General features: G+C 58.3%; 10 protein-coding genes, 1 tRNA gene, 2 rRNA genes and 1 pseudogene (1 of these 14 running past the window's edge). 6 read left to right on the top strand and 8 right to left on the bottom strand.

Annotated features, from left to right (window positions below; genetic code table 11):
- From FMA36_RS01420 to FMA36_RS01410, 3 genes are all read left to right on the top strand, one after another.
- Positions 1-2475: ribosomal RNA gene (locus FMA36_RS01420) — 23S ribosomal RNA — on the top strand (it extends 263 nt beyond the left edge of the window).
- Positions 2476-2589: 114 nt separating this feature from the next.
- A 5S ribosomal RNA gene (gene rrf / locus FMA36_RS01415) occupies positions 2590-2705 on the top strand.
- Between the two features lie 20 nt (positions 2706-2725).
- Positions 2726-2802, top strand: a tRNA-Met gene (locus FMA36_RS01410).
- Here the strand turns inward: FMA36_RS01410 and FMA36_RS01405 are convergent.
- Positions 2759-4426 (bottom strand): recombinase family protein, encoded by a 1668-nt coding sequence (locus tag FMA36_RS01405; protein ID WP_159263471.1) that lies wholly within the window; start codon positions 4424-4426, stop codon positions 2759-2761. The genes FMA36_RS01410 and FMA36_RS01405 overlap by 44 nt on opposite strands.
- A gap of 12 nt (positions 4427-4438) precedes the next feature.
- Positions 4439-4633 (bottom strand): hypothetical protein, encoded by a 195-nt coding sequence (locus FMA36_RS01400; RefSeq protein WP_048846582.1) that lies wholly within the window; start codon positions 4631-4633, stop codon positions 4439-4441.
- 393 nt (positions 4634-5026) lie between these two features.
- On the opposite strand from FMA36_RS01400, the gene FMA36_RS01395 reads away from it, so the two are divergent.
- Positions 5027-7084: a ParB/RepB/Spo0J family partition protein gene (locus FMA36_RS01395; protein ID WP_048846583.1), complete on the top strand. Its 2058-nt coding sequence runs from the start codon at positions 5027-5029 to the stop codon at positions 7082-7084.
- Between the two features lie 93 nt (positions 7085-7177).
- Here the strand turns inward: FMA36_RS01395 and FMA36_RS01390 are convergent.
- Positions 7178-7903, bottom strand: a pseudogene (locus tag FMA36_RS01390) (hypothetical protein).
- Positions 7904-8576: 673 nt separating this feature from the next.
- Between FMA36_RS01390 and FMA36_RS01385 the strand changes: the two are divergent.
- On the top strand, positions 8577-9059 hold the full coding sequence (locus FMA36_RS01385) for an Hsp20 family protein (protein ID WP_003618820.1): 483 nt from the start codon (positions 8577-8579) through the stop codon (positions 9057-9059).
- A gap of 465 nt (positions 9060-9524) precedes the next feature.
- On the opposite strand, the gene FMA36_RS01380 is transcribed toward FMA36_RS01385, so the two are convergent.
- The 5 genes from FMA36_RS01380 to FMA36_RS01360 all read right to left on the bottom strand — a co-directional run bounded on the left by FMA36_RS01380 (position 9525) and on the right by FMA36_RS01360 (position 12478).
- Entirely contained in the window at positions 9525-10082 is a 558-nt protein-coding gene (locus FMA36_RS01380) for a phosphate-starvation-inducible PsiE family protein (protein ID WP_003618818.1), read from the bottom strand.
- A gap of 67 nt (positions 10083-10149) precedes the next feature.
- Entirely contained in the window at positions 10150-10494 is a 345-nt protein-coding gene (locus FMA36_RS01375) for a hypothetical protein (RefSeq protein WP_225578691.1), read from the bottom strand.
- Positions 10495-10523: 29 nt separating this feature from the next.
- Positions 10524-10874, bottom strand: coding sequence for a hypothetical protein (locus tag FMA36_RS19400; RefSeq protein WP_225578690.1), 351 nt, complete (start codon positions 10872-10874; stop codon positions 10524-10526).
- Positions 10875-11232: 358 nt separating this feature from the next.
- A complete protein-coding gene (locus FMA36_RS01365) occupies positions 11233-11502 on the bottom strand; it encodes a hypothetical protein (protein ID WP_048858935.1) in 270 nt (89 codons plus the stop codon).
- Positions 11503-11902: 400 nt separating this feature from the next.
- Positions 11903-12478: a hypothetical protein gene (locus tag FMA36_RS01360; RefSeq protein WP_048858932.1), complete on the bottom strand. Its 576-nt coding sequence runs from the start codon at positions 12476-12478 to the stop codon at positions 11903-11905.
- Positions 12479-13721: 1243 nt separating this feature from the next.
- Between FMA36_RS01360 and FMA36_RS01355 the strand changes: the two genes are divergently transcribed.
- Entirely contained in the window at positions 13722-13934 is a 213-nt protein-coding gene (locus FMA36_RS01355; RefSeq protein WP_003618805.1) for a hypothetical protein, read from the top strand.
- The last annotated feature ends 12 nt before the right edge of the window (positions 13935-13946 follow it).

Here is a 13946-nt window from a genome sequence, read left to right as displayed (position 1 = left end):
CAGTGGCTGTTTTTGAAGAAGCAGAACGGAATGGAAAGTCCGGCCAGAGCGGGTGATAGCCCCGTATGCGTAGTGTCAGGAACAGTCCTTGAGTAGGGCGGGACACGTGAAATCCTGTCTGAACATGGGGGGACCACCCTCCAAGCCTAAATACTCCCTGGTGACCGATAGTGAACAAGTACCGTGAGGGAAAGGTGAAAAGCACCCCGACGAGGGGAGTGAAATAGACCTGAAACCGAATGCCTACAAGCAGTCGGAGCCTCTTATGGGGTGACGGCGTACCTTTTGTATAATGGGTCAGCGAGTTTCTGTTTGCAGCAAGCTTAAGCCGTTAGGTGTAGGCGCAGCGAAAGCGAGTCTGAACAGGGCGACGAGTTGCTGGCAGAAGACCCGAAACCGAGTGATCTAGCCATGGCCAGGCTGAAGGTGCGGTAACACGCACTGGAGGGCCGAACCCACGCCTGTTGAAAAAGTCGGGGATGAGCTGTGGCTAGGGGTGAAAGGCCAATCAAACTCGGAAATAGCTGGTTCTCCGCGAAATCTATTGAGGTAGACCGTCGAGTATTACCCCGGGGGTAGAGCACTGGATGGGCTAGGGGGGCCCAAAGCCTTACCAAACCTAACCAAACTCCGAATACCCGGAAGTATGAGCTCGGCAGACAGACAGTGGGTGCTAAGGTCCATTGTCGAGAGGGAAACAGCCCAGACCACCAGCTAAGGCCCCCAAATCGTGGCTAAGTGGGAAAGGATGTGAGGATTCCAAAACAACCAGGAGGTTGGCTTAGAAGCAGCCATCCTTTAAAGAAAGCGTAATAGCTCACTGGTCTAATAGAAACCTTGCGCCGAAAATGTAACGGGGCTCAAGCCACGTGCCGAAGCTGTGGGTGCATTCTATGAATGCGCGGTAGCGGAGCGTTCCGTAGGTCTGTGAAGGAGACGGGGTGACCCTCTCTGGAGATATCGGAAGTGCGAATGCTGACATGAGTAGCGACAAACAGTGCGAGAAACACTGTCGCCGAAAGTCCAAGGGTTCCTGCGCAAGGTTAATCCGCGCAGGGTGAGCCGGCCCCTAAGGCGAGGGCGAAAGCCGTAGTCGATGGAAACCGGGCAAATATTCCCGGGCCTGCCAGAAGTGACGAATACAATATGTTGTCGGGTCTTATCGGATTGATCCGGCTTTTGGAGTATTCCAGGAAATAGCTCTGGCATATAGACCGTACCCGAAACCGACACAGGTGGACTGGTAGAGAATACCAAGGCGCTTGAGAGAACGATGCTGAAGGAACTAGGCAAATTACTTGCGTAACTTCGGGATAAGCAAGACCCGTCAGTGGGCAACCATCGGCGGGTGGCACAGACCAGGGGGTAGCGACTGTTTAGTAAAAACACAGGGCTGTGCGAAGTCGAGAGACGACGTATACGGCCTGACGCCTGCCCGGTGCCGGAAGGTTAAGAGGAGGTGTGCAAGCACCGAATTGAAGCCCCGGTAAACGGCGGCCGTAACTATAACGGTCCTAAGGTAGCGAAATTCCTTGTCGGGTAAGTTCCGACCTGCACGAATGGCGTAACGACTTCCCCGCTGTCTCCAGCATCGGCTCAGCGAAATTGAATTCCCCGTGAAGATGCGGGGTACCCGCGGTCAGACGGAAAGACCCTATGAACCTTTACTGCAGCTTTGCAGTGGCATCAGAGACATTCTGTGTAGGATAGGTGGGAGGCTTTGAAACCGGGGCGCCAGTTCCGGTGGAGCCATCCTTGAAATACCACCCTGACTGTTTCTGATGTCTAACCGAGGCCTGTTAGCCAGGTCCGGGACCCTGCATGGTGGGCAGTTTGACTGGGGCGGTCGCCTCCCAAAGTGTAACGGAGGCGCGCGATGGTGGGCTCAGGCCGGTCGGAAACCGGCTGTCGAGTGCAATGGCATAAGCCCGCCTGACTGTGAGAGTGACAGCTCGATCAGAGACGAAAGTCGGCCATAGTGATCCGGTGGTCCCGCGTGGAAGGGCCATCGCTCAACGGATAAAAGGTACTCTAGGGATAACAGGCTGATCTCCCCCAAGAGTCCACATCGACGGGGAGGTTTGGCACCTCGATGTCGGCTCATCACATCCTGGGGCTGGAGCAGGTCCCAAGGGTTCGGCTGTTCGCCGATTAAAGTGGTACGTGAGCTGGGTTTAGAACGTCGTGAGACAGTTCGGTCCCTATCTGCCGTGGGTGTTGGAGACTTGAGAGGATTTGTCCCTAGTACGAGAGGACCGGGATGAACATACCTCTGGTGCACCGGTTGTCGCGCCAGCGGCACAGCCGGGTAGCTAAGTGTGGACGGGATAACCGCTGAAAGCATCTAAGCGGGAAACCCACCTCAAAACAAGGTCTCCCCAAGGGCCGTGATAGACCATCACGTCAATAGGCCAGGTGTGGAAGCGCAGTAATGCGTGCAGCTGACTGGTCCTAATCGCCCAATAGGCTCATTCCAAGGCCCCTTAAAAGGGCAACACACATGCACAGCAGTCATCCACTCTCAACACAAAATCATACACACCAACCCATCCACTTCCAGTCCAACCCCATACCGGGGAGACTGGATGACCTGGTGGCCATGGCGGGGAATGATCCACCCGATCCCATCCCGAACTCGGCCGTGAAAACCCCCAGCGCCCATGATACTGTGCCTTAAGGCACGGGAAAGTCGGTCGCCGCCAGGTCTTCCAGTCTCCCCCACAACCGCGGGGTGGAGCAGCCCGGTAGCTCGTCAGGCTCATAACCTGAAGGTCATAGGTTCAAATCCTATCCCCGCAACCAACGATACTTGCGATACGAACGCATCGAGAACGCCACTGTCCGGATGGACCGTGGCGTTTTTCTTGTGCGCCGCGAACTGCAGGATCGCCGCTAGGTCGCCGCGCAGGATGATCGTCAGTTCGCCGTCGGTCGGCTGGAGCGTGATCTGCGAGACCAGTGTGCGCAGGCGCTCGGCAGCCTCGGTCTTCGTCTCTTCGGCCTGAAGGCTCTCATAAAGAGACGTGATCCGCTGCTGGTAGATCTCCGCCATGTTCGGATGGAGAAGGGGAGGCGGCTCCTCGGTATTGGCGACTTTCTGTTCCAGTTCCTCCTTGCGGGCTTCGAGCGTCGTCATTTTTTTCATGACCCGCTTGGATGCCTCAATGTCATCTGAGGCAAGGATAAGATTCAGAAGCTTATCCAGTTCTCTGTCGATGCGGGGAATTTCATTCCGCATTGCTGCGAGATCGGCACCCAGTTCCATGCGCAGTCGGTTCACCTCGCGGGTGAACTCGTTGCAGAACTCCTTGAACAGGTCCGGTTCCATCAGATGCGTGCGCAGCCCGCTCAGCACTGATGCTTCGAGGGCGTCGCGACGGATGTTGAGCCGATTGTCGCAGGTGCCCTTGTTGCGTGCTGTCGAGCAGCCGAGCAGATCTTTTGAGATCATGCTGTAACCACCACCACACCAGCCGCAGCGGATCAGCCCGGCAAAGAGATGGCGGGGACGCCGTTGCGCGCTGAGGGCCTCGTTTCCCCGTGCCGGCTGGCTGAACGTCGTTTCGGCCTGGCGGGCCTTTACGGCATCCCACAGATCCTGTTCGACGATCCGTAATTCCGGCACCTCCTGGATCACCCATTCGGATTCAGGATTGAGGCGTGAGACGCGCTTGCCGCTATCCGGATCCTTCAGATAACGCAGCCGGTTCCAGACCAGGCGCCCGACATACATCTCGTTGTTGAGGATACCGGTGCCGCGTTCCCGATTGCCGTGAATGGTGGACGGTCCCCAATCACGTCCCTGCGGACCCGGAACGCCGTCCCGGTTCAATTCCATGGCGATCGTGCGGGACGACTTTCCCCGTGTGTAATCGGTGAAGATCCGTCTGACTGTGCGGGCCTCCTCCTCGTTGATGGTCCGGTCGCCCCGGATGCGCTCGCCTTTCGCATCGAACTGGCGCACGACATCATAGCCATAGGAATTGCCGCCGCCGGACTTGCCGTCCTCAATACGCCCGCGCAGCCCCCGCCGAACCTTCTCGGCCAGATCCTTGAGGAACAGGGCATTCATGGTGCCCTTGAGGCCGATATGCAGGTGGGTAACGTCGCCCTCGGAGAGGGTGATGATCCGCACGCCAGCGAACGTCATCCGTTTGAACAGGCCGGCGATATCTTCCTGGTCGCGCGACAGCCGGTCCATGGCTTCGGCCACGATGATCGTGAAGCGGCCGCGCGTAGCGTCCTGGATCAGTTCCTGAATACCTGGGCGGAGCAGGGAAGCACCGGAGATGGCACGGTCGGTGTAGCTGTCGATGATCGTCCAGCCCTGTTTCTCCGCATGAAGCCGGCAGAGGCGCAACTGATCCTCGATCGACGCATCGCGCTGGTTGTCGGATGAGTAGCGGGCGTAGAGCGCGACTTTCACAATCCCATCTCCTTAATCCTGGAGATCGCGTCGCCTCGCGGCCTCCACTTCAGCGTTGACGAAATCCCGTGCGGCCTGACGGGCCAGAAGCCGGACCAGACTGACCAGCCGAGGATCGGCTCCATTGCGTAATGGTGTCACGTTGGCCTCCGGGGCGTCGAGAACGAGCCGCACCTTGCCCGCTATCGTATCGCGTTGGCGTGCCATCTTCCCGTCCTTTCTGCATGGACCTGTGAGTGGTTCTGACAGCACTGTGGAGGTCGGACGGGATAGGCGTGAACAGAAAAATACGTGGAAACAGGGAGATGCGCCGTGCAGAGAGGGCTTGGGGATACGCGCGAACATTCGCGGCTATCATGGTCGGCACTATCACAAATCAGTGATTGAACGACTATAATGGTCGTATTTTATCGTGACGCGTGTCGACTCGCAGATCGACTGGAGCAGATGTAGCTTCCGTAAAGTCGTGTCCGTGCCATTCCGTGGATGCGGTTTGACCTCTCGTGGGGCCGGGAGAGAGGAAGAGGGACGTGGGGTTTTTCGTGACGGATTCAGGGGTGGGAGAGAGGCTTCCGCCCGTCCGTTACGGAGTGTCCTGCCATGGCGAGCGCCATCCAGAAAATCGCCCTCAATGCGTCCCGTGATATTCCTTTCAACAAGCTGGTGCTGTCGCAGTCCAATGTGCGGCGTGTGAAGTCCGGTCTGTCGATCGAGGAACTGGCCCGCGACATCGAACGCCGCGGCCTGCTGCAGAGCCTGAACGTCCGTCCCGTCCTGAATGGTGAGGGGGCGGAAACCGGTGCCTACGAGGTGCCTGCTGGAGGGCGCCGGTTCCGCGCCCTCGAACTGTTGGTGAAGCAGAAGAAACTGGCGAAAACCGCCCCGGTGCCTTGTGTCGTGCGTGAGGCAGGATCGGCCATTCTCGCCGAGGATGATTCCCTGGCCGAAAACGTCCAGCGCGTGGCCCTGCATCCGCTGGACCAGTTTCGGGCTTTCCGTGACATGCTGGAGAAGGGCATGTCCGAGGAAGAAATCGCGGCCGCGTTCTTCGTCGTGCCCACCGTGGTCAAACAGCGTCTGCGCCTGATGACCGTGTCCGACAAACTGCGCGAGATCTACGAGCAGGATGGCATGAAGCTCGACCAGCTCATGGCCTTTTCGATCAGCGATGACCACACCCGTCAGGAACAGGTCTGGGAGATTATTGCCCAGAGCCACAATCGCGAACCCTATCTGATCCGCCGCATGCTGACGGAGAAAACCGTGCGGGCGTCAGATCGCCGGGTGCGCTTTGTCGGGCTGGACGTCTATCTTGCCGCCGGCGGTCCCGTCATGCGTGACCTGTTCGAGGCAGACGACGGCGGCTGGCTGCAGGATCCGACCCTGCTCGATCAGTTGGTGATGGAAAAGCTGCAGGAGGCGGCCGAACAGGTCCGTGCCGAAGGCTGGAAATGGGTCGAGACGGCGCTATCCTTCCCCTGGGGGCACACACGGCACTTAGCGGAGATCGACGGTGTGCCAGTGGTGCTCTTGGAAGAAGAAGCCGCCCGCCTGACCGCGCTGCACAGCGAGCAGGAAACGATCGAGGCGGAATACGCGCAGGCCGATGAATTCCCCGAAGACGTTGATATCCGCCTGGGCGAGATCGAGCAGGCCATTGAGGCGCTGGAAGAACGCCCTGTGTCCTTCGATCCGGTGGACATGCAGCGAGCCGGCGTCTTTGTCAGTCTCGATACCGACGGCACGTTGCTGGTCGAACGGGGCTTCGTTCTGCCCGAGGATATGCCGGTGGAGCCCGAGGATGGTCACGATGAGTCCGAGGGATATGATGACACGGTCGTTCATCACGGCACGGGTGACGATGTCGAAGGAATTGGGATGGAAGATACCTTCGATACCGAGCCCGAAGAAGAAGACGGACTCAAGCCGCTTTCCGACCGCCTGCTGACCGAACTGACGGCCTGGCGCACGCTGGCCCTGCGCGATGCGTTTGCCGGCAATCCGCATATCGCGCTGACGGAACTGCTCCACACGCTGATGCGCGACCTGTACTGGCAGGTCTCGGGCGCGGACTGCCTGGAAGCCTATGTTCGGGAAATCTCTCTGCCGGTGCATTCCCCCGACATGCCGGGCAGCCTGCCGGCTCATGCGCTGCGCCAGCGCAACGAAGGTTGGAAGCACGATCTGCCGGAGGATGAGGACGCGTTGTGGCGCTGGATCGACGGACTGGATGACACCAGCCGTCTGGCCCTGCTGGCGCATTGCCTGTCTTTCGGGATCAACGCGTTGCATGAATCGTCCCATGGCCCGTCTCTGGCACGCAGCGTCAGGGAACGGCTGGCGCGAGCCGACCGCCTCGCCACTGCGCTTACGCTTGATCTGGTCGAAGCGGGCTGGCAGCCGACGGTGGAGAACTATCTGGGCCGCGTCACCAAGGCCCGTATTCTCGAAGCCGTGCGCGAGGCGCGGGGAAGTGAGGCAGCCGAGCGTATTGCACATCTGAAAAAGAACGACATGGCGCAGGCGGCCGAAAGGCTGCTTGAGGGCGCCGGCTGGCTGCCCGAGGCTCTGCGGACGGCGAACGTGCCGGAGCGAACTGAAAGGGAAGAAGGGGCGGCGCGTATGACCGATAGTCATGATGCGGTCGCAGCCGAGTGAGATCTGTCGATGAATATCATGGGCGGCTTCCGGTCTCCGGGAGCCGCCTTTTGTATTGGAGCGATATCGCGCCGGAGTGGAAGCCGGCAGTCGTTAGTGATGGGTCACCGGTTGCAGGTGACGGTCCGTTTCAAGGCTGAGGGCTACTGGCCATAAAGGCGTTTTGGTATAGAAATCCGGTCTGCTGAAGCCGGAGCCTGTTCGGTGCTCGTTGAGCAGTCCTGCCCAGCACAGCGGTCGCAGGACATGGACGTAAAGACTGGCGGTCAGCTTGAAATCCCGGCGACGGATATCATCTTCCTCGCCCCCGTAGAGAACCGAACACAGCCGCTCTTCGGTGACGGCAACCTGAGCTTCGATATTAATGACGTTGAGAAAGATGTCCCAGTTGCCGAGCAGTGGCTCTTCGCTTCGGGTGTATGGACTGTGGTCGATGACAAAGAGAAGATGAGTCGTCAACAGCATCCAGAGCCGGGCTGGCTCCGATTTGAGCTTTCTCGCCAGGTCGGTCAGCCGCAGGGTTCCCTTGAAATGCCTTGCGAGCTTCGCACTGAGCAGAACCTCATGCAGGATCACCAGCGGCGGGAAATCATGTTCATTGAGGACTTTATTGACGGCATAGAGCTCTTCAACCGTATAGCCGGGCCAGTCAAATGCCTCGGCGGCTCATGCGACAAAATAGCGTTTCAGCGCCTTGCTGGGCGTGAGGCCGATCGGGCCGTGTTCCTCGATATAGCCGATCGTCAGCAGCGCGGCCTTCAGTATGAGGGCATGCGACAGGGGGAGGTCGCCGTCGTTGGGTGAATGGAATGGCCGCATCGGGTAAACAATGAACCAGACTGGTGCGAGTTGCCAATCTGGATTTGTGACGTGGAGCTCATCTCAGCTCAGTCTCCGTCGTCGTAATGTCGGCTTACGCCTCATCCCGGACATACAAGCCCCCATTCGCCAAGCTCCTAAGCGGACAGTCCGCAATCACCATGAGCTGATGGAGTTTCCTCCCACCCGAGTGCATTCTCCGCTCGGCTGCATAAAAGCAGCCCCTTCTGAGAACGTATCATAGAACAAGACATGTCAGATGGGGTGGAAGGCCTCCTTGCGGCATTGATGTGCCATACCGGCGGTTGATAAACCTTCTGAAGGAGACCGCCCACCCCAACTGACAGCTAGCGGCGCGACCACGACTGGTGGTGGAACGACAATTGGTGGTCCAGCATAAATCCACGGCCAGACCTCCGCCGGAGCGGCACTCAGCATGGTCGCGGCGAATGCCGCGGCTAGCAACTTCCATCCGATGCTATCAGGCATTGTTCTGGTCCACTCTGAACACGCGAACGATTGAGGACGCCCAAACCTGCCTTTCTGCATTTTTGATACCTCTTGACACCATGCACGGAGTGCCCAGATTGAATCTGCCGGCCGCCAAAGGGGTCGGCAGACAGAACTATCAGTTTTGATCTTGTGTCCATGTTGCTCAAAGGAGGATATGGCTATGAGAGCCACCGTTGATTTTGCTCCCCTGTTCCGTTCGAGCGTGGGCTTTGACAGAATGCTCAACGCCCTTGATCTCGCCAGCCGGATTCCAGCGGTCGATAACTGGCCGCCTTACGATATCGTCAAGACCGGTGAGGATGATTACCGGATCGACATGGCGGTTGCCGGACTTGCCGAGGCCGACCTTACGATCACACAGGAGCGCAATACTCTTGTCGTGACAGGACGAAAGGCGCCGGAGCCGCAAAGCGCCGCCGAATATCTCCATCGGGGTATTGCGGGCAGAGAATTCGAACGCCGCTTCGATCTGGCCGAGCATATGAAAGTCACCGATGCGCACTTCGAGAACGGACTTCTGTCCATTACTCTGAAACGTGAGATACCCGAAGCGATGAAGCCGCGTCGTATCGCGATTACGTCCTCTACAGCACGTGCGGAGGAAGCCGTGCCCCAGATTGAGGCGCGGAAAGAGGCAGCCTGATGGCGTGACGAAAACTCTCCCCCGGCCATTCATCCGGCCGGGGGAGAATCTCGAAAGGTCATGAGCATGAAGAGGATGAAAATATCTCTGTCGTGCGCTGCTCTGGGCTTGTCTCTACTGAGCCAGTCGGGCGCACATGCTGGTGATATTGTCCGGACGACTGCAACATCGTTCGATGCGAGGGCGACTGAGGGAACGTCCACAATCCCCAAAACTGGGGCTCGCACTCATTACGAAGACGGCACGGGTGATATGCTGGTCGACAGCTTGAACGCAAGCCAGTTGGATCAGAACTACAAGGGGCCGGTCTATTATCCCGGACAACCCATTCCGCCGTTCCGGCCCATCGACACAGATCATCTGGCACCGTCAGGGCCAGAGACGCCGGAGAAGACGTCCTCATCGCACGGGACGTAGTGGGGATTGAGTAAAGGCGGCGTTATAGACCGCCTTTACCTCGATTCTTCAGGATGAAGACCCTTCAGGCTCACAGCGGGCCGCAGGATTATCTTCGAGATGCGCCTGTTCCCTGGCATCGCGCGCGACACGCGCATCCTGCTCGCGGACCAGCCAGTAGACGATGCCCAGCGCCAGAACAGCCGCCGAGAGAGCGAACAGTTCCATGGCAGTCACATCATGCAGATCCAGCAGGATGAATTTGCGGGCAATCGCCAGGAGGGCGATCAGGACGATGGTCCGCACCCGGATGACGTTCTCATGCTGGGCAAGAACGACCAGCAGGGAGTGTTTGAACTCAAGAGCGATGATAACAGTAAAGATCGCGCCAAAAATCGCCTGGAAGATCGTCTGGTTGATCGGATCGATTCCGACATCGACGACCAGATGCCATACCGCGCCGATCAGATGAATCGTCGCGATGGCGGTGACCAGCATGATGAGCGCAATCAGGGTCAGAATGATCGCCTGTTCAAAACGCTCGTAGAATGTCAGGCCCCTGAACAGCTTGATGAAGCGGGACCAGTCCCTGCTCTGCCAGGAACGTTTCATGGAGAGGTCTTCCATAGCCGTTTTCCCATCTATGAATTGAGTTATAGTTCCTACGTCGTGGCCCTTCCGGCGCACATCCGGTTCAAAGCCGCTGCCAGCGTGGCAGGCGACAGGACAATGTTCTGGCATGGTCTCGCACGGCCTTTGGCAAGATCGATGTCAGCTGGTTTTCGAGGTCTCCCAACGACCAGCCCAAGGCCTTGGCCATGTGCGTGCGGTCGGCGACAGGCAGGAGTTTTCGGACCACGGCGACGGTCGTCGCTTCCGGGTCTGACGCGGTTCTCCAGCGAGAAACCCGATCGTTAATCCGGTGGTCGGCCGCCCGACGCATGAGGCCGTCATATCCCTGGTTTTTTTCCTGGTCGCCGAGATAGTCGGCCAGCAGGACCGCCAGCTCTGTACCGATCCGAACGGTCGGAAGCGACATAATTCTGTTCGGCCTGTCCGTGTGAAGAGTCATGATGCAGTCCTCAGGCTGGCGCGCGTGTCGCCCGAGGTCAGAGCCGTCGCATCCAGAGGGCTGACGCTCAAGCCCGAAACAGTGGCGGTGACGTCGACATGCACGGACCCGAACAGATGCAGGAGAGCGGCCTGAGGCGTATAGGCGCCCTTGACGGCTGCGGAGGTCCGACCGTCTATAAGGATCGGGTCGACAAGGACCGGGCACCCTGACTGGCGGCCTAATATCTCGATGGCGCGGGCCAGTGGCATGGATGGAATATTCACCGGCTGCTTTTCTGTCTCGCACGACAGCACATCATGCGGCGCATGAGCCGATGCCTGCGAGGCCATTCCGACCAGCAGCATGAGGACGAGACCGACAGCGAGGTGTGGTCTCTCCCTCTGCCGAAGGCGCCGAGGTTGCTTGGCCGTCTGTTCCGCTCGCTCGGTCTCTCCGGCGGAATGCGACCAAACTGGCCTCCTCGTCCCAAGTGAACGGGGCACCGGGGGATGGTTATTCCAATAGTGCTGAAGTGCCTTCAGGTTGAGAAAATGGATAAAACTCGACATCTCCCTGTTCTCTCTGCTTTCGACCTCACCTTCAGAGACGCGGGGCCTCCGATGGAAGGCCCCGCTCCACCCTCTCATTCGTGCGGTCGTTCCAGAAAAGATGGCGCTTCCGCTCGGAGAAGGCGTTTCTGATCTACCCGGCGCGGTCAGTGCCTTACGCCGCGACCGGAACTGGCGGTACGGCTCTTGCCCGCATGGGGAGACGGAACGCGAGATCAGAAGCCAGGGGATCACACCCGGCAGGGGCGACCGCGCCCGCCTGGACCTGGCGTTCCAGCGTGGAGCGAAGTCTGATCCCCGGTATACCGGTATGGGCCACCAGAGACGTCAGCGTCACGCCACGTCCGTCATGACCGAGGCGGCGGAGCACGGAGAGGACACGCGGAGCGAGCGGATCGTCTCCGAAAAGGGGGCGCGTTACCATGATACGCCTCCCTCCAGTCGGTTGCGCCATCTCCGGGCGGCTGTACGCAAGGAGCGGCGATAGCGGGAATAAAGTCCTTTCAGTGTCGACATCCACATCCTCCGATTAAAGCAACATGGACTTCAGTTGTCTGGCTCACAGAGCCTATGCCGGACCCGATGGCTTCCAGCGAAAGCAAGATTGGAAGAGATGCTTGCCTCGTCAAGGGGACACGAAATGCAGATCCTTTTTCATGGATAATTTTATTATTTATATTTGTATTTATTTTTTGTGGCGGTGTTGCGGACGGAAATTACAGGGGTTTTGTTGATATTCGTTAAACATCATGGCGATGATCACAGAAAATCAATATATTTTCCTTCTATGATGGTGGCCCGGGGTTTTCCGGCCACCACCTGTTTTAGAGAGCGCTTCCAGCGCGTCCGTTTGTCGGGACTTCCATCCGCGTCTCGACGGCGGGCGTCAGAGCCGTGGAAACAGTCTTTTGACCTCCGGGATTGTCAACTGCCGTCGGCGCGGGGAGCGTCGCACAGGACTTGCTTCCGGTGCGTGACACATGAACGATTGGCGCCGCCTGACCGTTTGATGTGATCGTGATCGTCTGCGTACAGGCGGTGGGTCCACCGGTGCTGACCGCCTCGAAACGCTGCCAGGACATGCTCTGTTTCGGGAGGTCATGACCAACAGCTGGAACGGCGCGCAGGACGCCGTCCAGCCGCGAGCCCAATGTCCGATCGACCGCCTCCATGAGAGCCATATTGCGTGCCATCATGCGATCAACGGCCTCGAACATGATGTCGATATCAGGCATTGCCGCTGTCGTTGCGATGCCCTGGACCGGGACCAGGATACCGACCTGGTGTCCCCGTGCATCAACGACGCGCAACGTATCCTGAGCCTGCGCAGGCAGGGCAGCCGCGCCGCAGGCCAGTGTAGCAACAAAGACGCCAGCCTGAAACATACGAGAAAAATGCATTTTGGAATCCTCCGTGTCTGTTAAGCAGTGTCGGACGACGGCAGGAATATGGGCTGGGTAAATAGCGCCAGCAAGAGGTGGAGGAAGACTACATTGATCGTCTGATCCGGATATGAGCGTGTATAGGCGTCCACACCAGAGGGATCCGGATCGGTCCACACCGTCTCGTCGCATTCGCAGTCCGGGCTACCGACCCTTCGGCTTACGGCCGCCACAGACGATGTCATCACCGCGCGCTCCACACCACTCCGGATCGCCGCACGCAGCACCCGTCGCCCTCTTCTCGATGGCCAGCCTATAAGGACGGGCAACGTCGAGCACATGCGCTGCAGGCCAGAAATTGCTCCCATCTCCCACATAGGCGCAGGTCCCATTTGCACGAAAAATCTCGATCAGCGGTGTGATGAGCCCCTGCTTTGCCCTCTCGTGAACCTGGGGAAGCCGCACCACCGAAGCGCGGATAGAGACGATATGCGCGATCGTGCAGTGGCAATGTCAGTAACGTTTTGGTCTGCCACGTCCTTGGCTGATTGAGTTTTCGCATGTGCAGCATGGACGGATCTCAGGTATTACGGCGACCAATTCTCCAATGTGGATGGTCGTTGTCAGGGAGTCCAGCCAGATCAGGATCGATCATCTCACGATCCGCAACCCGGCCTCGTGCAGCAGACTGTCTCGATGACCGATCCCGTTGCTCCAGTAACATCAACGACCCCGCATATTCATGATGTGACCATAACAGATCTGACTGCGATAAATGCCAAGACAGCCGGCGTTGGGTTAGGTTTGCCCGAGGCAGCGATTGAGGGGATGTACTTGAGACATGTTCGGTTATCGGCCCAGAAAGGCCTTCAGCTTAGTCATGTTAGCGGACGTTCCTTTGGAGGCACGCTCACAGTCCAGACGCCTCCACTTCTTCAGTGTGGATCTGCTGTGCACATGGAGGGATCAGGCCTGTGCTGTCCGGATGAGAGACGCGTTCATGAATGGGTTTTTACTCGACATAATTGACCGTCTGTCGACTCAGAAAAAACAAAGCAGACAGGCGGCAGTCGCCTCATGTCGGACATAAAAGTGGGTTGGCTCGCCTTTCGCATAACGGACATAGTCCGCGCAGTCCCCCGCTATCACTTGGAGCCGAGAGTGGGGTGATCGTTATGGGAAATAACCAGCAAGAATACAGGCGCTTAGGTTGGCCGTAGCAAGACACGCCCGAAGCCACTGGGCAGGGAGTATAAATCATTTGGATCGGGCAACGATGCTTTCGGTTTTCGGCCTTGACACGATGATGTTCGGTGCGGGCGGCAATCCAGATTTTCTGGACAGCGTCAAGATTCATGAAGGCAATTCCGAACCCAACCAGAAGGTCGAGCCAGACCGAATGGTGGCCGAGCGTGATACGGAAGCAGTTTTCATTCTGGGTTCTATTGGCATATCGGACATAATCTTCAAGTAGTTCTGTGCAGCA

The sequence above is a fragment of the Komagataeibacter xylinus genome, assembly GCF_009834365.1.
GTDB lineage: Bacteria > Pseudomonadota > Alphaproteobacteria > Acetobacterales > Acetobacteraceae > Komagataeibacter > Komagataeibacter xylinus_D.
This window is presented reverse-complemented; position numbering and strand designations above follow the sequence as displayed.

Coding starts and splice junctions, on each gene's coding strand:
- FMA36_RS01400 (WP_048846582.1), bottom strand. CDS start 4,633: ATGGCACGCCAACGCGATACGATAGCGGGCAAGGTGCGGCTCGTTCTC.
- FMA36_RS01395 (WP_048846583.1), top strand. CDS start 5,027: ATGGCGAGCGCCATCCAGAAAATCGCCCTCAATGCGTCCCGTGATATT.
- FMA36_RS01385 (WP_003618820.1), top strand. CDS start 8,577: ATGAGAGCCACCGTTGATTTTGCTCCCCTGTTCCGTTCGAGCGTGGGC.
- FMA36_RS01380 (WP_003618818.1), bottom strand. CDS start 10,082: ATGGAAGACCTCTCCATGAAACGTTCCTGGCAGAGCAGGGACTGGTCC.
- FMA36_RS01375 (WP_225578691.1), bottom strand. CDS start 10,494: ATGTCGCTTCCGACCGTTCGGATCGGTACAGAGCTGGCGGTCCTGCTG.
- FMA36_RS19400 (WP_225578690.1), bottom strand. CDS start 10,874: ATGCTGCTGGTCGGAATGGCCTCGCAGGCATCGGCTCATGCGCCGCAT.
- FMA36_RS01365 (WP_048858935.1), bottom strand. CDS start 11,502: ATGGTAACGCGCCCCCTTTTCGGAGACGATCCGCTCGCTCCGCGTGTC.
- FMA36_RS01360 (WP_048858932.1), bottom strand. CDS start 12,478: ATGCATTTTTCTCGTATGTTTCAGGCTGGCGTCTTTGTTGCTACACTG.